Here is a 25,463-nt window from a genome sequence, read left to right on the forward strand (position 1 = left end):
TGACTATGTCAGAAGTACTTGAGCCAGGCAATATCGCGCCGGCGCGCCTTGAGACGCGAATACCACGCAGTCGGTACATAGAGTATTGGCAGCAGTGCCGCATACCAGAGCCAGATCCAGTTGAAGTTATCGATCCCGAAACTGACGCCATGCGTGGGCCCCCAGATAAAGTAGGCGATATGGTACAGCGCCCGCAGCACATACATATGCAGGATATAGAAGAACATGGGGGCGCCGCCGAACACCGCCAGCGCATTCAGCCACGGGTGGCCTTGCCAGCGCTCGAACAGCGCCAGCAGGACCACGCCGATGCCCAGCGTCTGCAGCAGGAACAGTAGCGACGGCGGGTATTTGGTCAGCGCGATAAAGGCCATGAAGGTATGCAGCGCCGTATCGTGCGCTACCCACGGCTGGTCGCCGTACACGTTCAGCGCGCGCAGCAGCACGAACGCTGCCAGCATGCCCACGCCCAGCAGCAGCAGGCGGCGCACGCGCTGGCCGCCATCCTTGCCGGCTTCGAACCAGCTGCCCAGCAGGTAGCCCAGCACGATCACGCCTATCCATGGCAGCACCGGGTAGGAAGTCCTGGCCGCAGCGCCAAAGGGCAGGGCGATCAGGTCGCGCTGGTGCAGCAGCGTCCACAAGGTAAAGCCCGGCTCGTTCGGCAGCAGACGGATGGCGTCGAGCAGATTGTGGCCGCCGACAATCAGCAGGCCCAGCGCCAGCAGCACTTTTTTCGGCAGGTAGATCAGGCCGGCCAGCGCGATCATGCACAGGCCGATGGCCCAGATCACCTGCAGCCAGAAGGTCATCGGCAGCTTGACCGTCCAGGCCAGGGTAATGAGCAGCACGTCGATCGCCATCAGCAGCAGGCCGCGCTTGACCAGGTAGCTGGCCGTCTCCGCTTTGGTGTGGTTCTGGCCGTACAGATAAGCGCCCAGGCCGGTCAGTGCCACAAAGATCGGTGCGCACAGATTGGTGGCAATGCGCATGAAAAACAGCGCAGGCTCCACCGTGAGCGGATTGACCGGATCGCTGACGTTCATGTACAGATACCAGTTTTCACGGATATGGTCGATCAGCATGATCACCATGACGAAGCCGCGCAGGGCGTCCAGGCTTTGCAGGCGGCGGCGATTAATGTGTACCGGTGCTGCGGCGTGCGGGCTTTGCTGCTGCCCGGTTGGCAAGACGTTGTCCAATGGTGCTCTCCTGTTGCTGGATAGATGCAGCGCTGATACTGCATTATTAATCGATAATGATAGCGCATTATCGATAGTGGCGGCAAGGCGCAGTCAGATCGGATACCGCGCAGTGCGGCACCGTCAGATACGTTGCCCCGGGAATTTTGCGTTTCCTTCGCAAACGTTCCAAATTGCAATATTATCGGTTTGAGATAACAAAAGCGCATGCTAGCGTAGAGCCTGTAATTGTTTCTATTTTGAAAGGCTCAGCATGTTGTCCAAGGTCACTGCGGCATTCCGCTATTTCAACGGCGCCGTGCCGTTCCGCCTCGTCCCGGCACTGATTACCACTGCGGTGCTGATTATCCTGTTGCTGCTGCCTTGCCCGGCCGGCCTGGAACCCAAGGCCTGGGCGCTGGTGGCAATCTTCCTGACCACCATCGTGGCCATTATCCTCAAGGTGATGCCGATCGGCGTGATGGCGATGATGGCGATTGTTATCGTTGCACTGTCGCAAGTGACCTCGCATTCGTCCAAGGGCGCCATTACCGATGCACTCAGCAGTTTTTCCAGTCCGCTGATCTGGCTGATCGTGGTGGCCATCCTGATTTCGCGCGGCCTCAAGAAAACTGGCCTCGGCAGCCGTATCGGCCTGATGTTCATTGCCCTGCTGGGCAAGCGCACCATCGGCATCGGCTATGGCCTGACGGTGTGCGAGCTGGTGCTGGCGCCGTTTACGCCCAGTAATACGGCGCGCGGCGGCGGCATTGTCCATCCGATCATGAAGTCGATTGCCAATGCCTTCGATTCCGATCCCGCCAAGGGGACCGAAGGCAAGGTCGGCACCTACCTGGCGCTGGTCAACTACCATGCCAATCCGATTACTTCGGCCATGTTCCTGACGGCCACCGCACCCAATCCGCTGGTGGTGGACTTTGTGGCCAGGGCCAGCAACCAGAATTTCCACCTGAGCTGGACCACCTGGGCGCTGTGCATGCTGCTGCCCGGCCTGGCCTGCCTGCTGCTGATGCCGCTGGTGATCTATCTGCTGTCGCCGCCGGAACTGAAGGTGACGCCGGACGCCGTGCGCTTTGCGCGCAGCGAACTGACGCGCATGGGGCCGCTGGCGCCGAAGGAAAAAGTCATGCTGGGCACCTTTGGCCTGCTGCTGGTGCTGTGGGCCAATGTTCCTGCCATGCTCTTCGGTCCAGGCTGGACGCTCGACCCGACCGTGGTGGCTTTTCTTGGCCTGTTCGTGCTGATTATTACCGGCACGCTGGACTGGGATGACGTGCTGTCAGAAAAAAGTGCCTGGGACACGCTGGTGTGGTTCGGCGCGCTGGTGATGCTGGCCGAGCAGCTCAACAAGCTGGGCGTGATCGGCTGGGCGGCGCTGACGATGAAGGACGCGATTGTCGCCAGCGGCATGGGCTGGCTGCCGGTGGCCAGCGTGCTGCTGCTGGCGTTCGTGTTTTCGCATTACCTGTTTGCCAGCACCACCGCCCATATCAGCGCCATGATGTTTGCCTTTATGTCGGTCGGCGCGCAGCTGCTGCCGGGCGACTACCTGGTGCCGTTCCTGCTGATGATGACCGCCGGCTCGGCCATCATGATGACGCTGACGCACTACGCCACCGGCACCTCGCCGATCATTTTCGGCAGCGGCTACGTTACGCTCGGTAACTGGTGGCGCGTCGGCTTTGTCATGTGCGTGCTGGAGCTGGCCGTGTTTGCCGTCATCGGCGGCGCCTGGTGGAAGCTGCTGGGTTTCTGGTAAGCGCTAGCGCGCCAGCACGCCCACCAGCTGCACCAGCACGATCTTGAGCACCGTCATCGAGGGAAAGATCATCGCGTAGCCGATATCGGGCCGGTCGGTCGGCGCGATGCGGTTGGCGAACGCCAGGATGGCCGGATTGCCGGTGGCGCCGGCCACGATGCCGGCCACGCTGTCGAACGGCAGGCGGAACACCAGCAGCGCCAGCAGCATGGTGACGATCACCATCACCGACACGATGGCGCTGCCCAGCAGCAGGTACAGCAGGCCGTTTTCCGCAAAGGTGGCGGCAAAGGTGGCGCCTGACGAGATGCCGACCACGCCCAGGAACAGGGTCAGGCCGAAGTTGCGCAGTACCAGGTTGGCCGAGCTGGGCATGGCCCACTGGAAGATGCCAGTGCGGCGCTGGCGTCCCAGAAAGAGCGCCACCAGCAGCAGGCCGGCAAAGCCCAGCGACAGCTGGCCCAGCAGCGGCAGCGGCCAGTGGATGGCGCCAAAACCCAGTCCCAGCGTCACGCCCACGCCGATGCTGACGTAGTTGATTTCGCCGGTGCTGCGCACCGAATCGCCAAACAGCTTGCGCAGCGCCGGGAAACTGTCGCGCGGCGCCAGCACGCCGATGCGGTCGCCGAATTCAAGCAGGCGCTGCGGCGTCAGCGGCAGGTCGGCGTCATTGCGGCGCAGGTGCAGGATGCGCGCGTGCAGTTCCGGCGGCAGCTGTAATTGCGACAGCTGCAGCCCGGCAATGGCGCCGCTGGAAATAAAGAATCGCTCGTAATCGAGTTCGCTGCGGTCATGCAGGATGCGGCCCGGATGGGCCGGGCCGAAGCGGGTGGCAACATCGTGCAGCACGGTAGCATCGTTGCCCGCTACCAGCAGCACATCGTCGCGCTCGAGTTTCATGTCGTCCTCGGCCACCAGGTTATGGTGGCTGCGGCGCACGGCCACGATGGAAATGCCGGGTGGCAGGTTGCGCGCGGCGGCCGCCAGCGTCATGCCAATCACATAAAACTCGGTCACCTCGACTTCTTCCATATGCAGCGAGGCCTGCGCCGCGCGCGTGACGTCAGGCTTGCGCCAGGCGTTATAGATGCCCAGCAGGATGATCGGCACGGCCACGCCGATCGGGTAGGCCATCGAATAGCCGGTGGCCGGCGAACTGCCGAACACGGCCAGCGCTGCCTGCAGCGCTGCCGTGCTGGTGCCGGCGCCGGCAAAGGCGCCCAGCGCATGCGGCAGGTCGATTGACGGCAGCAGGCCTGGTGCGACCAGCGTCAGCGCCAGCGCCGCGCAGACGGCAGTCAAGGCCGCCAGATTGGCTTTGATGCCTTCGGCCGTGCTGAGGCCGCGGAAGAACTGCGCGCCATAGGCGATGCCCACGCCATACAGGAACAGCAGCAGGCCCAGGTTGCCCAGCAGGGCAGGCAATACCAGCTTGGGCGCGGCGGCGCCGACCGCCAGGCCGACAAACAGCACGGCGCCGGAACCGAGCGACAGGCCCTTGAAACTGATCGAGCCGATCAGGTAGCCGATGGCAATGGTCAAAAACAGCGCCAGCAGCGGCTGGCTGGTGAGGAAAGCACTGAAAGCTGTCACAGCCAAATCCTTTCGTTTAGAATACTATTGACAGGATTTTAATTGATTTTAAGAAAGGGTGGACACAATGAAAACAGCCGTCTTCAGCGCGCGCCGTTACGACAAGACCATGCTGGCCAGGGCCAATGCCCGCGCCGAGGCCGGCCATGAATTGCGCTTCCTCGAAGACCGCCTGACCGCCACCAGCGCGCCGCTGGCAGCCGGCTGCGAGGCTGTGTGCGTGTTTGTCAACGACACCGTCGACGCCCAGGTACTGGCAATTCTGGCCCGGCAGGGCACGCGGCTGGTGGCCACCCGTTCCACCGGCTACAACCAGATCGACGCGGCAGCGGCAGCCCGCCACGGTATCGAAGTGGTGCGCGTGACCGACTATTCGCCGCATTCGGTGGCCGAGTTTGCCGTCGGCCTGCTGCTGGCGGTCAACCGCAAGATCGCGCGCGCCAGCGTGCGCACGCGCGAAGGCAATTTCGATCTGGACGGCCTGATGGGCTTTGATCTGCACGGCAAGACCGTGGGCGTGATCGGCACCGGCAAGATCGGCACCATTTTTGCGCGCATCATGGCCGGCTTCGGCTGCACCGTGGTGGGCTTTGACCGCTACCCGTCGGCCCAATTCGAGGCGCTGGGCGGCCGTTATGTGCCGGTCGACGAACTGATGGCCATCAGCGACGTGGTGTCGCTGCATTGCCCGCTGACCGATGAAACCCACCATATCGTCAACGCCGATTCGCTGGCGCGCGCCAAGCGCGGCAGCGTGCTGGTCAACACCAGCCGGGGCGGCCTGGTCGATACCCACGCGGCCAGCGAGGCACTCAAGACCGGCCAACTGGGCGGCCTGGCCATCGACGTCTACGAGCAGGAAGCCAATCTGTTCTTCCAGGATCTGTCGTCCACCATCATCTGCGACGACATCATCCAGCGCCTGGTGTCGTTCCCGAACGTGATCGTCACCGGCCACCAGGCTTTCTTTACCGAAGAGGCCATCGGCCAGATCATGCAGACCACCATAGCCAGCATCAGCGCCTTTGAGCGTGGCGAGGAATTGGTTAACCGGATTCCGGCGGTTTGAGCGCGGCGGCAAGGGCATAATACGGGCCGGTGGCCCAAGGTTAGTTACTCTGCGCTGTGATCAAGTTGAATATTTCGATGGATCAAATTGGTCTTTCTATAAAAAATGGCGTTGCCGCATTTGGCTATTATTCTGGCTGGTTCTGGGGCAGGCACGGAGAATTGATATTTTGCGCTTTATCAAAATCGCCCGTGTATCTTGTAAAATTTGATGGTGCCAGCAAGTGCCGGCAGCTTGAAATAAGCGCCAGTCCTGAAATGATTCGCGATATCAAGCAATGGGGCAACTCATAATTTTTAGCCTGATTTCAGAAATTATTATTGATTGGTGTATTGGGGTGCGTTGGTGTTGCATTGATATTATCAACAGGTAATCGGTATTTTAATGAATACGGTGGTTTTGCAAATATTTTATACATTTATGTCAAGTAAACAATGAGAAAAAATTTATTTTATATTTCATTTGTTTGTTTTCTTGTGTATGTGTTTTTTCTCAGGTATGTGGTGGAAAGCCCAAATAGGGAAAGTTTTTATGTGTTAAGGGAAATAAAAAATAAAGAACTGCGGAAGATAATTTTTAATTGTTCAAGGTCCAGCGGCCCTGCTATTGTCGAAGCCTGCGCATTGTCCTTTGAGCCAGATCTGGTGGAAATTGACAAGGAACTTAAAAGTGCTGGATGGTCAGATTATGCGGGAGCCAGAGATAATCTTGTTTCGGATGTCGCCTGGTGCAAAAAATACTGGATGATCGACGTACATTACGGCGATAGAGGATGGGTGATTACCTTTAAGTCTGATATCAATTTCAAATGTGGTTGATAAGGATGCATTATTTTTTCTCTTTTAGTTATGTGTTTCATAAATTTGAACAGGTAGATTTTGCACTATATTGAAATGAAGAGAAATTTATCGGTTTGAAATCATTTCTATTCAATAACTAATTATCGAAAGTTAAATAAGATGCGCAAAATGCTCGCCGCCAGCTTTGTTCTCGTAGCAACTGCTGCTCCCATCGTTCAAGCGCTAGCCGCAGAAACCCCCATTCCTCGCACCATGGCTGACAAAGGTAAGTATTACCTGTTAGACGTTAAGACCAAGGGTGGCATCATCACGTCGCGTCATAAACGTGTCGGCGTCAACGAGACCGGCTACTCGAAAACGGAGATAAACTGCAAGTCCATGCAGTATCGCGACATGGGCTATAGCGAAGACGGTCCTGACAAGATCACGGACTTGCCTGGCAAGTGGACCGATGTTCTTGCCGGATCAAGTAAATCCGATTTAGTAAACTTTGTGTGTACTCGCAATCCATAAAAGGCATGAAGGAGAAATCGCGCTATCGCGTTTGCCAGTCGAATGGCTTCCTCCGGCTACAGGCCGAGATCGGCCAGAAGCAGACAGGCCGCAGTCGTTGGCCAATGTGCCCACCACATTTTTTTATACTAGATCAAGAAAGATCACATCGCTATGAAGCCACTTCGCCTGTTAACCTGCGCGACGTTGGTTATTGCATGGTTTGCAGCATCGACCGTCTTTGCTCAAACGTCAATTGCCGAACAACAGGATGCACGGGTTATAGAAACTCTGCGTCAGAACGGCGCGGATGTTACCAAAGTACATGACATCGATTTCTTTCTTGTCTTTACACGGAAGGACGACGCGGTTGCTATTGCAGAGAAAATCAGCGCCTTGGGATACCAGATTGTAGGCGTTGACCAGCAGCCCACCAATAAGCAATGCGAAATTCATGCCAAGCGCAAGATGGTGCCAGAGTTGCAAGCAATGCAGGCGACTACACGCGCACTGCAATCCCTGGCGGAAGTTCGCAATGGGTATTACGATGGCTGGGGTACCGTCGGAGTCAAATAGGGCGCAATGGTGAGATCCCGTTCCTCCGCTTCCTTCAACGCTACTTACCTTCCGTGCTAAGAGCTGTATGTGGTCATTTGATTACGCCAGCACGAGTCATATCGCCGCAGCTCGATGTGATGGTTTTGGATGTTAGACATCCGCTGCTTGCCGAGAATGCCGATGGATCTGTTCTCGCAATGCTTCACTCAGTTCTTCGAACTATTGAGATTAAGGCGAACTTGAAGACCGAGGACATTCAGAAGTCATTGCTGGCGGCAGAGCGGGTTGAATTCCTGGCGAGTGAAGTACATGAGTTTGGGACTTCTGATAGCTTCACCTTTCCGCAATCACTCCTTCTCGCGTACAACTGCGCGCATCGGCTTTCCTCCATAGAAAAGTCCTTCTTCTCTGAAAGTGGTTCTGAGACGGTGAATATGGATGCTATTTCCTTCGCTACCACTTAGAGGATCAAATTGAAGAGGACGCCCTGGGCGAGCTTTACTTAGAACCACCGTTTCCAAATTTTCATCGTTTTTTTAGAAAGTGAATGTGCTTCTTCTTGCGCTCAGAACCCGCCACTCAACTGGATGTAATTATCAGAATTGAATGATATGAATAATCTTAAAAAAACGCTGTGGTCGCTCCTGGTGTTGTTTTCTTTGATATCGAATGCAATAGCTGCAGAAGCAATAAATGAGAAAACGTTACAAGGCGCTTGGGAAGGCGGAGATCATGCATCAGAATCCATATATGGAGTAATTATAATATCAAAAAATAATATTTCGTGGGGCGGCACAAACAAATACAATCCAAAGTGCTCAACAAAATTCGTAGTCGAGAAAGAAGCTGTAGGGGAAAGCTTTAAAGAAATTATGGGTAAGGTTATAACTATAGATGCAGATAATTCTGAAAAGACATACCTATTGTCACTTTCTCCATCAAAATGTGTTCGCATAAAAAAGATTCGATTGACATTTCGGATTAAAAATGATCCGGATTATTTGGCTATGATTGAGTATTTAGATAAACCAGTAGGGTATATGCATTTCCATCGGCGGTGATAAATAAGGACACCCTTGAGGTCTTGTCCATGCGACCGAATTCGGACAGTACCGGCCCTTCAATTTTTATATGAGCGTGAGCGTGCTTAATGAGTTTTGAAAATGAAATCCAAAAGTGCAAATGGCTGTTTATGAACAGCATAAGCGAACCATCCGATAATGAATTACGCTTGGAAGTTTTCGAAGCCGCCACGCTAGATGCATCTCATGATACGTTTCGGCCCGTAAACGAAGCACTGGACCTGAACTTGCCGCTAGGTAGTCCCATTGAGCATATTACGGGTTGCAAAATATTCACCATGCGGTGGCCCGGTTACGTGGCTTATTCAGTTCGAAACGAGAGCTTTACGACCGTAGACAATTACGAGATTTTTGAAGGAAGAAATTTCGTGAAATATTCCAAGTCAAGATATCTTGACTTTGTTGGAGACGCGACGTTTGCCGATAATAGTTTTCCCGGCCCATTGACTCACTGGGGAATTTTTTGCCTGAACCATATTATCGACGTCGTATCTTGCCATCCGCCAGAGGTAAGCATTTCGGTAAAAAAATGAGCCGTCAACCGTAACCCCACCGGCGGCTTCGAAGCGACAGCCGACATTCACCTCCAGACTTCAATCATTCCTTACTTGACTGGTGTAGCAATCAGCCGGTTTCAGTGACACCTTTAGCTGGTAGCTACTGTCACCTTGCCTGCACATAGGCGCACTTTGCCGGTAGTGCAATGCTGATTGTCGTTCCGGCGTCAGGCTGGCTGTTGACCGTCAGCTGCGCGCCTAGTTGCTCGACACGTTCGCGCATGCCCACCAGGCCCCAGCGGCTATCGCTGCAGCCTGCTGACGCGACCTTGTCTGGCAAGCCTTTGCCGTTGTCTGCAATGGTCATGCGAAGCGCGTCGGTGTCGTAACTGACCTGGAAATGAATCTGCGTGGCCTGCGCATGGCGCGCCGCATTGCGTAGTGCTTCGAGCGCGATCGCAAGTAGCTGCTCGCGGGCAAAGGAAGCCAGTTCTCTTGCCACGCCGGTGCGCGAAGACGCCAGCGGCAACTGCGGATACTCTCCCAGAACAAGATGGCTCGCTTCGTCGAGCAGTTCGGTCACCGGCCCGCTACGCAAGCCATGCAGCTTGTCCTGGCCTTCCTGCAATGCGGCCTCGACCAGGTCCAGCGAGTGCTCGATTTCATCATGCATGGCGCTTTCCGGCGGCAACTTGTTCAGCGTCATCGTCAGCCGCAGCGACAAGGCATGCACGCTTTGCAGCAAGGTGTCGTGCAGGTCGCGCGCGATGCGGCCGCGTTCCGCCATTTTGATGGCGTATCCCTGCACGGCGCGCCGCGCTACATAGGCCATGCGCAGCTTGTAGCTCAGCCACAGCAACAGTGCCAGCAGCGTTGCACACAGTGCTTGAAACCAGAGCGTCTGGTAATAGGCAGGGACGACCTCGAAGTCGGCAACCGCGTCCGAGGTGCTCCATACGCCGTCATTATTGGCGGCACGGACATGCAGGCGGTAGCGTCCCGGACTCAGCCCGGTATAGCTTGCACTGCGCGTGGCGCCGCCTTCCTGCCACTGGCGGTCGACACCATCGATGCGGTACTGGAATTGCATGCGCTCGGGCATGGTGTAGGCGAGGGCGGTGTAGTCGATGCGCAGCCGGCCCGGGTTGGGCGCGATGCGCGCTGTCTGGCCTGCTGTCCAGGGTACGCTGGCGTTGTCGACATTGATCGTGCGGATAAAAACCTGTGGCGGCACCTTGTTGGCGATCGCTTTTTCGGTATCGAGCCAGAAAATGCCCGCCCCGGTTGCAAACCACAGCTTGCCGTCGCTGCCCTTGACCGCACTCGGTATCGGAAACGAATTCGTTGCAGTCCCGTGCAGGCCGTCCAGATGGTTGAAGCGCTGGAATTTCAAGCGGTGCCGGCCGTCGCCGATGGCAAGCGCAAGTTCGGCTTTGCTGATGGCCGTAACGCCAGCTGCGCCGTTGAGCCAGAGCTTGCTGTTGTAATCAATCAGACCCGAGACACCGAGAAATGCATCTTCGTCTTCACCGGTCAATTTCTGAAACCTGCTGCCATCGAAGTGCGCCAGGCCTTCGGAGCCGCCTACCCAGGCATCGTGGTCGCCCGGTAATATCTGCAGGACGGTTCCGACGGACAGTCCCTGCTCAGGTCCATACAAACGGACTTTGCCTGCATCGAGCACGCGGATACTGTTATTTGCGACGCCAAACCACAGGCGTCCGCTGCGGTCGCGCGTGATTGAATTGGCGATACGCTCAAGGTCCTTGTAGCCGCCGCCAAGCTGCCATACGCCATCCTTCAGGCGCAGGTTGCCCACGTTGCGCGCCGATAGCCACAGTCCTCCCTCAGCATCTTTGCTCATGGCAAAGAACTGCATGACCTTCACGGAATCGGGCAGTGGCACGCGTGAGCGCTGACCGTCGTGATAGTGCCACAGGCCGTCGCGCCCTGCCGTCCAGACGTCTGCACCGTCCTTGTACATGACACTGACAGCCGATTCAGGGGTTTGCGCCGGCAGTGCGGCCAGCGTGCGCGTATCGGGAGACTTGACTTCGTTACCGTCGACCCACAAGGCACCGCCGTCACCGGCAGCAATTGCTTCCGCGTCCCAGTAAGCGGGAGGGAAGGCGACACCGGACAATGCCGTGTTCCTGAAACGGTCCAGGCCATTTTCGGTGCCAACCCAGATATTGCCTTCGTCATCCTGATAAAACCAGTTGCTGACATTGCCACTCAAGCCATTTGCCATGCTGAACGCCACGCCTTTTTCGGCTGGTCCGTAGCGGATAATGCCTGCCGGCTGCGAAGACCAGATATGCTTGCCATCACGTTCGAACAATAGTGGTCCGCCGCCGGCCCGCGGCCGTGGCCAGTCTGGAACAGGTTTGTTCTTGCCCGGTCCGGACAGGGCAAGCAGTTCATTGCTCCCGCCGCCAGTGGCCCACAGCGTGCCGTCGCCCGCCAGCGCCATGCGACCCAAAGTCAGCTCATGAACTTTTTTGCCGAAAGCGTCTGCTCCCTTCGACAGGGTATACACACCATTTTCACACCTGGCCCACAGCATCGCACTGGCGTCGCTGGCCAGAAAGCATATACCGGTACGCCCTGACAGGCTCTCGTCGGCACGATTCCAGCGTTTGCCATCGAAGATGCGAAATCCTTGCGATGTCGACGCCCAGACGCGGCCACGGTCATCCTGCGCAAAGTCCAGAACGCTGGACGCACCCAGCCCCTGCGCTGCACCAAAGGTTTCCAGCCTGCCGTTGCGCCAGACGCTGGCGCCGCCGAAACGGTAACCGATCCACAGGTCACCATTTTTCAGCACCTTGATACCCCAGATATCGGCCCTGGGCCTGCTGCCATCGGCCAGCGCGAAGCGCTCGAAACGTACGCCGTCGAAGCGGTACAGGCCGTTGAGGGAAGCGATCCACATCCAGCGGTCTGACGTCTGGGCAATCCCGATGATCGACGCAGGTGCGCCATCCTTGGCCGTCCAGCTGCTGTGGTGCATATTGATCGGGCTGAACCCTGCGGTGACGGCGCTGGACAGCGCAGGCGAGGTCAGCAATAAAAGAGCGAGAACTTTCCGGATAAGTTTCATGGTCCGCAGGTCGGCTGGTCTGGTATCTTGATGGCCATCTTACCGTTGCACGGCCCGGTTAACAATACTATTGCTGCTCTCCTGGCCAGCAAAAGCTGTTTTTCTACCTCTGCAGCCACTGGGCAAGCTGCTGCGCCACCCATTGCGGCTGGTCCAGAGGCAAATCATGCCCGCCTTCAGGGTGTACCGCAATATCGGCCTGCCATGCCTGTGCGAGCGTCAACGAGCAGCGATGATCGACCAGCCTGTCTTGTGCACCTGCCAGCACCAGCAGCGGCATGCCCGGGCGGCTGGCCGGCGCGCGAAAGCGGGCCGCCGACAGCAACTGGCGCAGCGCGTTGCGGCGGCTGACCGGATACTGCTGCTGAAAGGCTACCCACTGCCTCACCAGCTCGGTATTGCCGGCTCGATGACGGGTGCTGGTCAGGCGCAGTATCAAGGCTTCCTGGCTGGCCTGGTCGCCCAGCAGCAACTGGCGCAGCAGCGCGCCATAGTTCTGCCAGCGCAAGCGCTGATGGAAGGGGCTGAAGGGGCGCATGCTGGTATTGATCAGCACGCAGGACGCAAGCTCGTGCGGGTACAGACTGGCCCATTCGACGGCCACCATGCCGCCCAGCGACAGCGCCAGCAGCCGGTACGGTGGCGCCAGGCCGCGCGCCAGCAGGTCCTGGCGGCAGAACTCCACCGTCTGCGCCACGCGGGTGGCGCTGTCCATCCGGTACTGTTGGCCATTACCGGGCAGGTCGGGGGTGACGATGGTGGCGTCGGGCAGGGCCTGCGCCAGCTGGGCGGGAAAGTTGCCCCAGTGGCGCTGTTCGCGCATCAGACCGCGCAGCAGGACCCAGGTGTGGCTCATGACCGCTTGCTCATGATTCGTACCACTGTTTGAGCGCACGCCGGTGCTGCACTTTGCGCGCCATGCCGTCGGGCAGCCAGCGGCCGTGGCTGTTGGCCGCGCGCACCAGGAAGTCGAACAGCACCAGGTGGCCGCGCAGCACGCGCTGCAGGCGGTGCGCGGCGGTCGGGTTGAAGATGCCGGCGCGGTTGAACAGCTGGCGCGGGTTTTTCTTGACCCATAGCCAGGAACCCATTTCCAGCGTCAGCGGCAAAAAAGTGCGGCTGCTGTCGCTGGTGCCGTTCAGATACAGATGGTCCCACAGATCGCCATGGGTGCGGTACTGCAGGCTTTGCGGCTCGAACACATAGTTATGGTGGGGATAGGTTTCGCTGAACAGCTGCTCGAGCGCGCCGATTTCGGCCAGATGGGCAATCGGCGTGGTGGTGTGCGCGTGCGGGAACCAGATGCGGTCGCGCAGGCCGAAACCCGAGTGGCAGTCGAGCGCCATGCTGAACTGGCGCGACAGCAGTTCGCGCTGCACCACTTCGCACACGGCCAGGCTTTCCGGCTCCATTGGCGCGCCGGCTGCGCCGCGGTACCAGGGCAGGCGGGGACTGAAGCGCTGGCCGCCGAGCAGAAACGGTACTTTTTCCTGCGCCGCCACGGGCGCATTGCGCATCAGGTCGACGCCCTGCGGATTGCTGCGCGTGCCTTGCCACATGCCGCCAGGATTGACCAGCGGCATGAATACCAGCCGCATCGATTCAAGCTGCTGGTGCAGCGTGCTGTCCCAGCGCAGGCGCGCCAGGATGCTTTGCAGATAAGCGAGTATCACCTGCGTGCCGATGCGCTCCAGGCCATGGATGCCGCCAAAAATGCCCAGCACCGGTACGTCCAGGCTGGGGTTGCCCAGCGCAATCGTATAGACGGGAAAATCGCGGCCGTCGATGGCAACGGAGCAGGGGGCAGTGACTTCCAGATGGCGGCCGCCTTCGTCGATAAGGCGTTTGAGCATGACCAGTTCAGGGAGATTCTTGTCGCTCATCGGGGATGCTGAAAAAAGAATGGCCTCCAGTGTAGCCGAACTGGAGGCCAAAACAGCAGGGGGACGCGGCTTTAGTTGGCGCTGGCCAATTGCGCCTCATGCTGCACAAAACCGGATTCCGCCGACCAGATCACGCAGGCCCGCGCCAGCAGTTTGGCTTCCGCGTCGGCCAGCACACCGTCGGCGTCGGCGATGCTCCACATCGCCTGCAGCAACTGGCGGCGCAGTTCCGGCGCTTCAATTTCACGCAGCAGGGCGTCGATGGTGTCCTGCCCCAGTACTACGCACTCCTGCTGGACCGAGCTGGTCAGCATATCCTGGCACAGCTGGTCGAGCAGGCCGTGGAAGGTATCGATATCGATATTGATATAGTCCAGCAGGCGCGAGCGGTTCAGTGCGCGCAGCTCGGACGGTGCCAGGTTGCCGTCGACCACCATACACAGGGCCAGGATGCGGCCAGCGGCGCTGGCACTGTCGGTTGCATAATGTCGCATTATTTTTTCCTTCTTTTAAATTAAGATCAGTTCTTGTTTTGCTTGCGGGTCGCATACAGGCTGGCGATCACGCTGCCGGCAATCAGGGTCGCTACCACGGTAAGCGAGATATGCACCGGGATATGCAACCACGGCATCAACAGCATCTTCGCGCCGATAAAGCACAGCACCAGGGCCAGGCCGAATTTAAGCAGGTGGAAGCGGTTGGCAATGTCAGCGAGCAGGAAGTACAGTGCACGCAGGCCCATAATCGCAAACATATTGGACGTAAAGACAATAAACGGGTCCGAGGTAATGGCGAAAATCGCCGGGATCGAATCCACCGCAAACACCAGATCCGTGACTTCGATCAGCACCAGCACCAGCAGCAGGGTGGTCACAAAAGTCTTGCCATCTTTTTTGACGAAAAATTTCTCGCCATGGTTGCCTTCCGATACCGGCAGCCAGCGGCGCGCCAGTTTCATCACAGCATTGTTCTTCACGTCCGGCTCGTCATCGACCGCCCTGAACATTTTGACGCCGGTGTAGAGCAGGAAAGCGCCAAACAGATACAGTACCCAATGAAATTCGCTGACCACCCATGCACCTGCCAGTATCATCACAGCGCGCATCACGATCGCGCCCAGCACGCCGTAGATCAGCACGCGGCGCTGGTATTCGGCAGGCACCTGGAAAGCCGTAAAGATCAGCAGGAACACAAACACGTTATCGACCGACAGCGCTTTTTCAATCAGGTAACCGGACAAAAACTCCAGCGACTTCTGCTCGGCGATCTCCGGCCCGACGGTGCCCTTCAGGTACCACCACAGGCCCAGATTGAACAGCAGCGCCAGGCAAAGCCAGGCCAGTGACCACGATGCTGCTTCGCGCACCTTCATTTTGTGCGCCTTGTTGCCGCCAAACACCCACAGATCGACTGCCAGCATTACCAGCACAAAGCCGATAAAGCCAGCCCACATGGGGGCGGTAGCGATATTCTCGATACCAGTCATGCCGTTCTCCCTAAAAAAATTAATCAAAATTGACAAAAATTGGTCAGCCAGTGAACGCATCATATGGCTGTCCGACAATTCGTACAATTCGAATATACTTGCATAAAACATCGAAAAAACTGATGTATTGAAAAATTTTATGGCCAATCTCAACTACAAGCATCTACGTTATTTCTGGATGGTGGCGCGCAGCGGCAGCATCGCCAAGGCAGCCGAACAGCTGCACCTGACGCCGCAGTCGATCTCGGGCCAGCTGACCGAATTTGCCGATACCCTGGGCGTGGAGCTGTTTCGCCGCGTGGGGCGCAGGCTGGAGCTGACAGAAACCGGCACGCGCGTGCTGCGCCACGCCGAAGAGATATTCAGCGCCGGCGACGCGCTGCTCGAAGCGGTGCGCGACCAGTCCGCCGCCAGGGCCACGGTGTTTCGCGTGGGCGTGTCCGATTCCGTCTCGAAGGCGGTCACCTCGCGCCTGGTGGCGCCGGCGCTGGCGCTCGACGAGCCGACCCGCCTGATCTGCCGGGAAGGGCGGCTGGCCGCGCTGCTGGCCGACCTAGCCGTACACCAGCTCGATATGATCATTGCCGATCGGCCCATGCCGGCCCACCTGAGCGTGCGCGGCTACAACCATTTGCTGGGCGAGAGCGAGCTGGGCGTGTATGCGGCGCCAGCCTTGGCCGAGGCGCTCGATGGCCCGTTTCCCGACTGCCTGAACCATGCGCCGCTGCTGCTGCCGGGCGAAGACTTTTCCATCCGCGCGCGCCTGATGCAGTGGCTGCATGCGCATGTGGCCAGCCTGCGCGTGGTCGGTGAATTCGACGACAGCGCCATGATCATGGCCTTCGGCCAGTCCGGCGCCGGGCTGTTCTTCGCGCCGGCAACGATCGCCGACACCATCTGCCCGCAGTTCGGCGTGGTGCTGCTGGGCACCATACCGAGCCTGCGCGAGCAGGTCTATGCGATTACTACCGAGCGGCGCATCAGCCATGCGGCCACCCAGGCGATCAGTCGCGCGGCACGCGAGACGCTGCTGGCATAGGGGCTGGCACGCGCTACGTACGCTGTCGAACAGACAGCATGTGGCGCCGCTTGTAATCTCGCCGATGGGCTGGCATCCGCCCGCCCCAGCCACAGCCAGGAGAGAACAAGCGATGAGCAAGCTCTGCAATATCAATACGGGCCGGCGTGATCTCCTGATCGCCGGTGCCCTGTCCGCCACGGCCGCTGCTGTACCCGCCATGGCGGTTGCACAAAGTGCAGCGACCACCGCCAGCGGTGCGAACACGGCCGACGCGGCGCCGCCGGTGATGATGCCGGTCAAGTTCGAAATCAACGGCAAGCTCCATGCGCTCGAACTCGATACGCGCACCACCTTGCTCGACGCCTTGCGCGAGCACCTGCACCTGACCGGCACCAAAAAGGGCTGCGACCATGGCCAGTGCGGTGCCTGCACGGTGATTGTCGACGGCCAGCGCATCAATTCCTGCCTTTCTCTGGCGGTGATGCATGAAGGCTCGTCCGTCACCACCATCGAAGGCCTGGGCCAGCCCGATAAACTCCATCCCATGCAGGCGGCCTTTATCGCCCATGACGGCTACCAGTGCGGCTACTGTACCCCCGGGCAGATATGTTCGGCGGTGGCCGTGCTCGGTGAAATTCGCCAAGGCATCCCCAGCCATGTGACACCCGATTTGAATGTCAAGCCGCTGTTGAACCCGGAAGAACTGCGCGAACGCATGAGCGGCAATATCTGCCGCTGCGGCGCCTATTCCAATATTGTCGACGCGATTGTCGACGCAGCAGGGAGGCCGGCATGAGAGCATTTACCTATGAACGCGCACGCAGCCCGGCCGAAGCGGCAGCCGCTGCCGCGCGCACGCCCGGTGCCAAATTCATTGCCGGCGGCACCAATCTGCTCGACCTGATGAAGCTGGAGATTGAAAAGCCGCTGCATCTGATCGATGTGAACACGTTGGCACTCGACCAGATTTCAGCGACCGCCGACGGCGGCCTGCGCATTGGCGCGCTGGTGCGCAATACCGCGCTGGCGGCCGACGAGCGCGTGAGGCGCGACTACGGCGTGCTGTCGCGCGCCTTGCTGGCCGGCGCCTCGGCCCAGCTGCGCAACAAGGCCACCACCGCCGGCAACCTGCTGCAGCGCACGCGCTGCCCGTATTTCTATGACACCAACCAGGCCTGCAACAAGCGCAAGCCGGGCAGCGGCTGTTCGGCCCTGGCCGGCTTCAGCAAGCCGCTGGCCATCCTGGGCGTGAGCGAATCGTGTATCGCCAGCCACCCGAGCGATATGGCGGTGGCCATGCGCCTGCTCGACGCGCAGGTGGAGACCGTGCAGCCGGGCGGCGCCACGCGCACCATTGCGATTGCCGACTTTTATCGGCTGCCCGGCAACACGCCGCATATCGAGAACGCCTTGCAGCCGGGCGAACTGATTACCGGCGTGACGCTGCCCAGGCCGCTCGGTGGCGTGCATCTGTACCGCAAGGTGCGTGATCGTGCCTCGTATGCGTTTGCGCTGGTGTCAGTGGCGGCCGTGGTGCAGGCCGACGGCAGGCGCCGCATTGCGCTGGGTGGCGTGGCCTCGCAGCCATGGCGCGTGGAAGCGGCGGAACAGGAAAGGACTGTACCGGCAATCACCAGCCGCCTGCTGGCCGGCGCCCGCACCACGCACGACAACGCCTTTAAACTGACCCTGGCGCAGCGCACAGTGGCCTCCGTGCTGGACGAAGCGCAGCGCGCGCCTGGCGCACAGAAAGGAAACGCAGCATGAAATTCACCACGCCCGCCACTACCAATCCCATCGACCAGCTCAAAGTCGTGGGCCGCGCCACCGACCGTATCGACGGTCCCCTGAAAACCACCGGCACCGCGCCGTACGCCTATGAGCAGCATGCGGCCGCGCCCAATGCGGCCTACGGCTATGTGCTTGGCGCGGCGATTGCCAAGGGCCGCATTGCGTCGATGGATATTATCAATGCGCGCCGCGCGCCGGGCGTGCTGGCCATTGTCACGGCCGAGAGCGCCGGCAAGCTGGGCAAGGGCAAGATGAACACCGCGCCGCTGTTGGGTGGCCCCGAGATCGCCCACTACCACCAGGCCATTGCGCTGGTGGTGGCTGAAACGTTCGAGCAGGCGCGCGCAGCGGCCCAACTGATCGAAGTGCAATATGTGAAGGCCGAGGGCAAATTCGACCTGGCCCGCGGCAAGGCGACCGCCACCAAGCCCAAGAGCGACCAGCCCGACAGCAAGTTCGGCGACTTCGCCGGCGCCTTTGCGGCCGCGCCGGTGCGCCTGGACGCCACCTACACCACGCCCGACCAGTCGCATGCGATGATGGAGCCGCATGCCTCGATCGCGGCCTGGCAAGGTGACCAATTGACGGTGTGGACCTCGAACCAGATGATCGACTGGGGCCGCGGCGACCTGGCCAGGACGCTCAATATCCCCAAGGACAAGCTGCGCATCGTCTCGCCCTACATCGGCGGCGGCTTTGGTGGCAAGCTGTTCGTGCGCTCGGAAGCATTGCTGGCGGCGCTGGGCGCCAAGGCGGCGCAGCGTCCGGTCAAGGTGGCGCTGCAGCGTCCGCTGATGATGAACAACACCACGCACCGGCCCGCCACCATCCAGCGCCTGCGCATTGGCGCCACGCGCGCCGGCAAGATCACCGCCATCGGCCATGAGTCGTGGTCGGGCGACCAGCCCGGCGGCAAGCCGGAAACGGCGGTAATGCAGACGCGATTGCTGTATGCGGGCGCCAACCGCATGACGGCGATGCGCCTGGCCGTGCTCGACCTGCCCGAAGGCAACGCCATGCGCGCGCCGGGCGAAGCGCCGGGCCTGATGGCGCTGGAGATCGCCATCGATGAACTGGCCGAAAAGCTCAAGATGGACCCAGTGGTGCTGCGCATCCTGAACGACACCAAGGTCGATCCCGAAAAGCCGGGCCGGCCGTTTTCGCAGCGCCGCCTGATCGACTGCCTGCGCACGGGCGCGGTGGAATTTGGCTGGAAGGAGCGCAATGCCACGCCGGGCCAGGTGCGCGACGGGCGCTGGCTGGTCGGCATGGGCGTGGCGGCCGCGTTTCGCAACAATATGGTGATGAAATCGGGTGCGCGCGTGCGCCTCAATAGCGAAGGCGTGGTGACGGTGGAAACCGACATGACCGATATCGGCACCGGCAGTTACACTATTATTGCGCAGACAGCGGCCGAGATGATGGGCGTGCCGCTGGAAAAAGTGGTGGTGCGCCTGGGCGACTCCGATTACCCCGTCTCGGCCGGTTCGGGCGGGCAGTGGGGTGGCAACAGCTCGACCGCCGGCGTGTACGCCGCCTGCGTGCGGCTGCGCCAGGCGGTGGCGCTCAAACTGGGCATGGACGACAAAGTGGCGCGCTTTTCGGACGGCCAAGTGCTGCAGGACGAGCGCCAGGTGCCGCTGGGCCAGGCGGCGGCCGGCGGCGATATCGTGGCCGAAGACAGCATGGAATACGGCGATCTCGACAAGAAATTCCAGCAGTCGACCTTTGGCGCGCATTTTGTCGAAGTGGGCGTCGACAGCTATACGGGCGAAGTGCGCGTACGGCGCATGCTGGCCGTGTGTGCGGCAGGGCGCATCCTCAATCCCAAGTCGGCGCGTAGCCAGGTGATCGGCGCCATGACCATGGGCGTGGGCGCGGCGCTGATGGAAGACCTGGTGGTCGACAAAAAGGTCGGCTTCTTTGTCAACCACGACCTGGCCGGCTACGAAGTGCCGGTGCACGCCGATATTCCGCACCAGGAAGTGATGTTTCTCGACGAGACCGACCCGATGTCTTCGCCAATGAAGGCCAAGGGCGTGGGCGAACTGGGCATCTGCGGCGTGGCGGCGGCCATTGCCAACGCGGTCTATAACGCCACCGGCGTGCGCGTGCGCGATTATCCGGTCACGCTCGACAAACTGCTGGCCAAATTGCCGGCCGCACCAAGCATGGCGGCTTGATGGGGGCTGGTGATTCCGGATTGCATGGCAGCCAGGCACTGGTCAACTGCGTGGCCTACTGCAAGGGGCGCAAGGTCGAGGACGAGATGGCGCTCGAGCAGGTGTGCGAGCTGCTCAAGGAACCCGACACCTTTGCCTGGATCGGCCTGTTCGAGCCCGATGCGGCCACGCTGGCGCGCATAGCCTCGCTGTTTTCCCTGCATGAACTGGCGGTGGAAGACGCGCAGGGCGCGCACGAGCGGCCCAAGCTCGATGAATATGGCGACACGCTGTTCATGGTGCTGCATACGGCCAGCCTGGAAGGCCAGCGCATCGAATATGGCGAGACGCATGTATTTCTCGGTGCGCGTTTTATCATCACCGTGCGCCATGGGCTGTCGGCCGGCTATGCGCGCCTGCGCGAGCGCAAGGAAACCGTGCCGGACCGGCTGGCCAGCGGTCCCGGCTATGTGCTCTATACTATCTTGGACTTCATCGTTGACCAGTACCTGCCCTGTATCGACCATCTGCAGGCCGACTTCGGCCGCTACGAGCAGGAGCTGTTCAAGCCCAATCTGCGCGAAGACACGCTGGAAGACTTCTACCTGCTGAAAAACGAGCTGCTAAAAATCGACGCGGCGGCAGCACCCTTGCACGATATCTGCAACCAGTTGCTGCGTTTTCATACCGACCTGATACCGAAGGAAACCCGGATCTACTATCGCGACATCCTCGATCATGTGCGCCGCGTCACCCACAGCGCGGCGCAGATGCGCGAAATGGTCAACGCCGCCATGCAGGTGGCGCTGGGCCAGATCTCGATCCGCCAGAACGAGGTGGTCAAGCGCCTGGCCGGCTGGGGCGCCATCCTGGCCGTGCCAACCATGGTGTTCAGCCTGTACGGCATGAACTTTGAATTCATGCCCGAATTGAAATGGCGCGGCAGCTACCCGCTGGTGCTGGCCGGCATTGTGGCCGGCTGCTACTTTCTGCACCGGCGCCTCAAGCGCGAGGGCTGGCTGTAGCGCAGCAGCTGCACTGGCCTGCGGTCTGCGGTCTGTTAAAGGTCGAAATATTGTCTAAAACACTCATGTTTTTGCGCGGCCTGCCGTTATCGATACCATGAGCACACTATCAGGCATTTCCTCCTGGAGCGCGGCCACCAGCCGCGTGGCCAGCACCGACAGCCGCCGCGATGATCTGTCGCAGCCTGTCGTATCGACCAGCGCTTTCCCATCGACCGTGGTGTCGTTGGGCAAATCCGTCAGCGAGTCGAGCGGCAAGACCGCGCTGCAATGGGAGCGCGCCGGGCGCGACTCGGTCAGCAACCGCATGGCCAACAATTTCAGCAATAGCTACGCGTCCAACCGTTTCAATGGCCTCGGCTCGGCGTTGCTGGAGCAGCTGAAGGGCGGTGTTGCGCAGTTGTCGCAAACGGTCATGCGCGCACCGGCCGGCGCCGGTTATGCCAGCGGCGTGGCCGTGTCGACCCTGCATGGCATGGGTGACAGCAAGGTCAGCCTGTCTGTGGTGACCAAAAGCGGGGTGGAGGTCAAACTGTCGCTCGACAGCGACGACGATGGCCTGGCCGTGCAGATGACGGCAAATGGCGAGTTGAGCGACGCGGAAACGCAGGCGCTGGGCAGTCTGGCCAAGGGTTTTCAGGAGGCCATCGACGGCATCACGCAGGAGCCGGCGCAACTCAATCTCGGTGGTCTGATGCAGTTTGACGCCAAAGTGCTGTCATCGGTCAATCTGCAGGCGAAAATCGCGCTCAGCGCCGAGTCGGCCGCTACGCAAAGCCTGTCGTTCCAGGCCGACGCGACGCAAAGAAAGGTCAGCTTCAGCGGCGCGGCCGGCAGCATCGATATCAAGGTCGATACCAGCCAGCTGGCCAGCCTGGGCAGCGCGCAGCAGCAGGCGCGCGCGCTGCAGGTGCAGTTGCAGCAGTTTGACAAGGCCGCGACACGCGGCCACGCCGATGCGGCCATGATGGATATGTTCAAGCAGACCTTCAGCAGCCTGCACGGCAGTATTGCCAGCGACGCCACGCTCAGCACCTCCGGTGCGGCGCCGTCGAAATGGGCGCTGGCGGCCGAAGAGCGTTCGCTGCTGACCGGACTGGCCGATTTCTCCGCCTCGGTGTCGCAGACACCGGCCATGATCAACCCGATGCGCCTGTCCGAGCAGGATGCGTTTGCGTATTCCGTCAGCCAGAGCACCAGCGTGGGCGGGCGCAGTTATGATGATCGCGCCATCTCGCAGCAGCAAAGCTCGACCTTGACTGCCAGCTACCATATGCCGCTGGTGGCCGGCACCGCGCTGCGCCTGACCACGGCCGCCGAATCGCAGAACTACACCTATCACCAGATCGACGACTCTGCCACCAGCGAGGCGAAAATCGGCTACAAGGACGGCAAGCTGGCCAGCGCCACGCTGGAACAAAGCACCAGCCTGTCGAGCCGCGTATCGACCTATGTGATGGGCAAGCTCAAATCCGATATCACCACGCCCGACCAGCACCGCCTGCTGCGCGACCTGGTCGGCGCGCTGTCACCATACCAGCCCGGCGACGCGGCGCTCACCACGGAAAAACGCGCCGAACAGCGCCAGACCATGCTGCAAGGAATCAACGACAGTGTATTCCTGCGGCCGTATTGACAGCCGCATCGTCAAACCACATTCCAGCCCGACAAGCCCGACAAGCCCGACCAGCTTGGTTCAGGTGTTCAGTCGCTCCAGTTCCAATGCTTCATAAGCTGGCCTGATCGCCGCTGCCAGCTCGATCAGCCGTTCCGCCTGCGGCGCACTAGCGTCGCCGCGATAGGCGTTGCCCGTGTATTTGGAGTGAAACTGCGCGCGTTCGCGCATGGCGTCCAGCTGGGGCTCAGTGCAGCCGATTTTCAGACTTGCCAGCAGGGCGGAAAACACGATTGCGGGTAACTGGCTGTAATTGACCAGCATGATGCGCCCGGCTGCTGCCTGGCTGCACGCCGCTGTATAAAAACTTTCCAGTACCAGCGCGGTATAGGCGTCGAAATCACCGGGAGCGGTGTGGCGAGCCGGCAGCGGCAGCAGCGCTGGGTGTATCAGTCCCGGCACCATTTGTGGTCCGCGCTGTCGCTGGTGCGAGGCCAGCACCGCCTGCGGTTCGCGGTACAGGAACAGGCAGGGCGTATCGGGAAAGGCAGCGCGCAGCAGTTCGAGGCTGTGGATGTGCCAGCAATCGAACTTGATGACAAAGTGCTTTTCCTGGTCAGAGCGGCGCTGTCCCATCGCGCCGATAAGCTGGCGCAGCAACGGGATGGTGCTGCCAGGTTGGCCCTGGTCATGGTGCAGTCGCAGCACCGAGTCGATAATGGGCGGCTCGGACATGACGATACATTGGGGTAAAGACGCCAGCAATTGGGTGAGCAGGGTCGAGCCGCAGCGCGAGACATGGAAAATAAAGGCGTCAGGCGCAGGCACGTCGTCAAACTGTGCCAGCGCCGCTGCAGGCGCATGGCAGATACGCCGTTGTTCGCGCGGCTGGCGCGCCAGGGTGTTTTCAAAGAAGGAGTCATTAAAAGCGATATCGCCCATATCGCGCCATGCCACGCTGATTTCACCGTGCTGGACGCTGGCGGTCAGCGGATACCAGTTGCGCAGATCCATGCCCGGTTGCCATTCGACTTGCTCGCCTCTGGCCAGCAGGCGCTCCTGCATCGCGAAGCCGTTGTGCACGTTCATGCGGCCACCGCGTGGTAAATCGCCGCCAGCCGTTCGGCCTGTGCCAGCACGGAAGGCTCGCCGGTGGCGCGCAGGCTGGCGATGATGTGCTGCACATTGCCGTCGTTGATGCTGGCGTCGCCATACTTGGGCGGCGGCTTGGGCACGAAGCCGGCGCTGGCAAACAAGTGTTCCAGCCAGTCGTTGGTGACGCAGTCGATCACCAGGTGCACGCGCGGCGCCGTGCCACGGTTCTCCACGGCGTGGCGGCAGCTGGCATCCATGTACCAGGCGTGGCCGGCACTGAAATGTACCGTTTCGCCATCGATGCGAAACAGCACCTGCTGCGAGGTCCTGATCGGGATGTGGATGCGCGTCACGCCGTCGGCCAGCGCGGTGCCGGGGTCGCGGTGTTCGCGGATCACCGCGCCCGCGTCGAGCGCCATCAGTCGAGCCGCCCCGACCTCGCAGTCGAAGCTGGCGATCACCTGCCGCAAGTATGGGCAGTGCGCCAGATGCGGCGTGTCGGCATAGGCCACGTCGTCAAGCGACATGATATGGCGCGCGTCGCCGCCGGCCGAGCGCAGCGGCAGCACACTCCAGCCGTTTTCATAGGCCCCGGTATTGAAATGCGCCAGCCAGTCAGTGGCGGCGAAGCGGGCAATTTCCTGCTGCATGCGCGCCACGTCGAAACGCAATGGCAAGCGCAGATGGGTGCTGGGCGCCGTCATGGCGTGCTCCAGCGCAGTTGTTGCTGGATCTGATCTTCGCCTTCGACCATAAAACCGAGCCGCGCATACAGGCGCCGTGCAGCCAGGTTGCCGTGATTGACGCCCAGGCTCACCGTCGCTTGCTGCGTGGCGGCAAGCACCTGCAGGCCAGCCAGTACGGCGCTGCCCGCGCCCTGGCTCTGCGCCTGCGGCAGCAGCGTGATGTCAACCACGCGCAGCGCCTGCTCGCCGGGATTGACGATCAGCCGGCCGATCGGCGCGCCGTCGCGCTCGATTATCAGGTGGCGTGCCTGCGGATAGGACTGGCGATAGCCCTGGTCGTGCATGCGCTGCTGCATGGCGATCAGCTGCTCGATGAAATCAGGTTCGGCTTGCATCTGCAGCAAATCGCCGCGGCTGCTGCGGTACAGAACGCGCGCGAAAGCCTGGTCGCTCTCGCTGGCGGCATCGAACTCGCGCAAATTGAAAGGGGAGGATAAGGAATACACCGGCGCTCCGAAAAAAGGGTGGTTCAAATAGCTGTCTA

25 protein-coding genes are annotated in these 25,463 nt (G+C 60.3%); 15 read left to right on the forward strand and 10 right to left on the reverse strand.

Going from position 1 to position 25,463, the window contains the following annotated elements; all coding sequences use genetic code 11:
• Positions 1–8: 8 nt before the first annotated feature.
• A complete protein-coding gene (locus tag GCM43_RS05365) occupies positions 9–1,202 on the reverse strand; it encodes a DUF1624 domain-containing protein (protein WP_226929325.1) in 1,194 nt (397 codons plus the stop codon).
• A gap of 253 nt (positions 1,203–1,455) precedes the next feature.
• Here GCM43_RS05365 and GCM43_RS05370 point away from each other — a divergent pair, with 253 nt between their 5' ends.
• Positions 1,456–2,961, forward strand: a complete 1,506-nt coding sequence (locus tag GCM43_RS05370; protein WP_152242469.1) for a DASS family sodium-coupled anion symporter — start codon at positions 1,456–1,458, stop codon at positions 2,959–2,961.
• A gap of 3 nt (positions 2,962–2,964) precedes the next feature.
• On the opposite strand, the gene GCM43_RS05375 is transcribed toward GCM43_RS05370, so the two are convergent.
• On the reverse strand, positions 2,965–4,554 hold the full coding sequence (locus GCM43_RS05375) for an aspartate:alanine exchanger family transporter (RefSeq protein WP_152242470.1): 1,590 nt from the start codon (positions 4,552–4,554) through the stop codon (positions 2,965–2,967).
• A gap of 67 nt (positions 4,555–4,621) precedes the next feature.
• Here GCM43_RS05375 and GCM43_RS05380 point away from each other — a divergent pair, with 67 nt between their 5' ends.
• From GCM43_RS05380 to GCM43_RS05415, 8 genes are all read left to right on the forward strand, one after another.
• The gene (locus tag GCM43_RS05380) at positions 4,622–5,623 is read left to right on the forward strand and encodes a 2-hydroxyacid dehydrogenase (protein WP_152242471.1); all 1,002 of its coding nucleotides are present in this window, start codon (positions 4,622–4,624) and stop codon (positions 5,621–5,623) included.
• A gap of 77 nt (positions 5,624–5,700) precedes the next feature.
• Positions 5,701–5,916 carry a hypothetical protein gene (locus GCM43_RS05385; RefSeq protein WP_152242472.1) on the forward strand — a complete coding sequence of 72 codons (216 nt, stop codon included), beginning with the start codon at positions 5,701–5,703 and terminating at the stop codon, positions 5,914–5,916.
• Between the two features lie 210 nt (positions 5,917–6,126).
• Positions 6,127–6,441: a hypothetical protein gene (locus tag GCM43_RS05390; RefSeq protein WP_152242473.1), complete on the forward strand. Its 315-nt coding sequence runs from the start codon at positions 6,127–6,129 to the stop codon at positions 6,439–6,441.
• 141 nt (positions 6,442–6,582) lie between these two features.
• Positions 6,583–6,936, forward strand: a complete 354-nt coding sequence (locus GCM43_RS05395) for a hypothetical protein (protein ID WP_152242474.1) — start codon at positions 6,583–6,585, stop codon at positions 6,934–6,936.
• A 153-nt stretch (positions 6,937–7,089) separates the two neighbouring features.
• On the forward strand, positions 7,090–7,491 hold the full coding sequence (locus GCM43_RS05400; protein ID WP_152242475.1) for a ribonuclease E inhibitor RraB: 402 nt from the start codon (positions 7,090–7,092) through the stop codon (positions 7,489–7,491).
• 14 nt (positions 7,492–7,505) lie between these two features.
• Positions 7,506–7,937, forward strand: coding sequence for a DUF6602 domain-containing protein (locus GCM43_RS05405; protein WP_319636937.1), 432 nt, complete (start codon positions 7,506–7,508; stop codon positions 7,935–7,937).
• 147 nt (positions 7,938–8,084) lie between these two features.
• Positions 8,085–8,534, forward strand: a complete 450-nt coding sequence (locus tag GCM43_RS05410) for a hypothetical protein (RefSeq protein WP_152242477.1) — start codon at positions 8,085–8,087, stop codon at positions 8,532–8,534.
• 89 nt (positions 8,535–8,623) lie between these two features.
• A complete protein-coding gene (locus GCM43_RS05415) occupies positions 8,624–9,088 on the forward strand; it encodes a hypothetical protein (protein ID WP_152242478.1) in 465 nt (154 codons plus the stop codon).
• A 130-nt stretch (positions 9,089–9,218) separates the two neighbouring features.
• Here the strand turns inward: GCM43_RS05415 and GCM43_RS05420 are convergent, their stop codons facing one another.
• The 5 genes from GCM43_RS05420 to GCM43_RS05440 form a co-directional block, all read right to left on the reverse strand.
• Positions 9,219–12,155 carry a sensor histidine kinase gene (locus tag GCM43_RS05420; RefSeq protein WP_152242479.1) on the reverse strand — a complete coding sequence of 979 codons (2,937 nt, stop codon included), beginning with the start codon at positions 12,153–12,155 and terminating at the stop codon, positions 9,219–9,221.
• Between the two features lie 103 nt (positions 12,156–12,258).
• A complete protein-coding gene (locus GCM43_RS05425) occupies positions 12,259–13,011 on the reverse strand; it encodes an alpha/beta fold hydrolase (RefSeq protein WP_152242480.1) in 753 nt (250 codons plus the stop codon).
• Positions 13,012–13,021: 10 nt separating this feature from the next.
• A complete protein-coding gene (locus tag GCM43_RS05430) occupies positions 13,022–14,038 on the reverse strand; it encodes a M14 family zinc carboxypeptidase (protein ID WP_152242481.1) in 1,017 nt (338 codons plus the stop codon).
• A gap of 71 nt (positions 14,039–14,109) precedes the next feature.
• Positions 14,110–14,532 (reverse strand): tellurite resistance TerB family protein, encoded by a 423-nt coding sequence (locus GCM43_RS05435; RefSeq protein ID WP_152242482.1) that lies wholly within the window; start codon positions 14,530–14,532, stop codon positions 14,110–14,112.
• Positions 14,533–14,558: 26 nt separating this feature from the next.
• Entirely contained in the window at positions 14,559–15,524 is a 966-nt protein-coding gene (locus GCM43_RS05440) for a TerC family protein (protein ID WP_193315548.1), read from the reverse strand.
• 139 nt (positions 15,525–15,663) lie between these two features.
• Here GCM43_RS05440 and nhaR point away from each other — a divergent pair, with 139 nt between their 5' ends.
• From nhaR to GCM43_RS05470, 6 genes are all read left to right on the forward strand, one after another.
• The gene (gene nhaR / locus GCM43_RS05445; protein WP_152242483.1) at positions 15,664–16,563 is read left to right on the forward strand and encodes a transcriptional activator NhaR; all 900 of its coding nucleotides are present in this window, start codon (positions 15,664–15,666) and stop codon (positions 16,561–16,563) included.
• 112 nt (positions 16,564–16,675) lie between these two features.
• Positions 16,676–17,341 carry an aldehyde dehydrogenase iron-sulfur subunit PaoA gene (gene paoA / locus GCM43_RS05450; RefSeq protein WP_152242484.1) on the forward strand — a complete coding sequence of 222 codons (666 nt, stop codon included), beginning with the start codon at positions 16,676–16,678 and terminating at the stop codon, positions 17,339–17,341.
• Positions 17,338–18,312, forward strand: coding sequence for an FAD binding domain-containing protein (locus GCM43_RS05455; protein ID WP_152242485.1), 975 nt, complete (start codon positions 17,338–17,340; stop codon positions 18,310–18,312). The genes paoA and GCM43_RS05455 overlap by 4 nt, the downstream gene beginning before the upstream one ends.
• Positions 18,309–20,519, forward strand: coding sequence for an aldehyde oxidoreductase molybdenum-binding subunit PaoC (gene paoC, locus GCM43_RS05460; protein ID WP_152242486.1), 2,211 nt, complete (start codon positions 18,309–18,311; stop codon positions 20,517–20,519). The genes GCM43_RS05455 and paoC overlap by 4 nt, the downstream gene beginning before the upstream one ends.
• Positions 20,519–21,523: a magnesium and cobalt transport protein CorA gene (locus tag GCM43_RS05465; protein WP_152242487.1), complete on the forward strand. Its 1,005-nt coding sequence runs from the start codon at positions 20,519–20,521 to the stop codon at positions 21,521–21,523. The genes paoC and GCM43_RS05465 overlap by 1 nt, the downstream gene beginning before the upstream one ends.
• 97 nt (positions 21,524–21,620) lie before the next feature.
• Positions 21,621–23,159, forward strand: a complete 1,539-nt coding sequence (locus GCM43_RS05470; RefSeq protein WP_152242488.1) for a hypothetical protein — start codon at positions 21,621–21,623, stop codon at positions 23,157–23,159.
• Between the two features lie 60 nt (positions 23,160–23,219).
• Here the strand turns inward: GCM43_RS05470 and GCM43_RS05475 are convergent, their stop codons facing one another.
• From GCM43_RS05475 to GCM43_RS05485, 3 genes are read right to left on the reverse strand one after another with little or no spacing between them, the layout of a single operon-like run.
• Positions 23,220–24,227: a sulfotransferase family protein gene (locus GCM43_RS05475; RefSeq protein WP_152242489.1), complete on the reverse strand. Its 1,008-nt coding sequence runs from the start codon at positions 24,225–24,227 to the stop codon at positions 23,220–23,222.
• A complete protein-coding gene (locus GCM43_RS05480) occupies positions 24,224–24,937 on the reverse strand; it encodes an aspartyl/asparaginyl beta-hydroxylase domain-containing protein (RefSeq protein ID WP_152242490.1) in 714 nt (237 codons plus the stop codon). The genes GCM43_RS05475 and GCM43_RS05480 overlap by 4 nt, the downstream gene beginning before the upstream one ends.
• Positions 24,934–25,425 (reverse strand): GNAT family N-acetyltransferase, encoded by a 492-nt coding sequence (locus GCM43_RS05485; RefSeq protein WP_152242491.1) that lies wholly within the window; start codon positions 25,423–25,425, stop codon positions 24,934–24,936. The genes GCM43_RS05480 and GCM43_RS05485 overlap by 4 nt, the downstream gene beginning before the upstream one ends.
• Between the last annotated feature and the right edge of the window lie 38 nt (positions 25,426–25,463).

This window comes from Janthinobacterium aquaticum (assembly GCF_009208565.1).
In the GTDB taxonomy this organism is placed as follows: Bacteria; Pseudomonadota; Gammaproteobacteria; order Burkholderiales; family Burkholderiaceae_D; genus Janthinobacterium.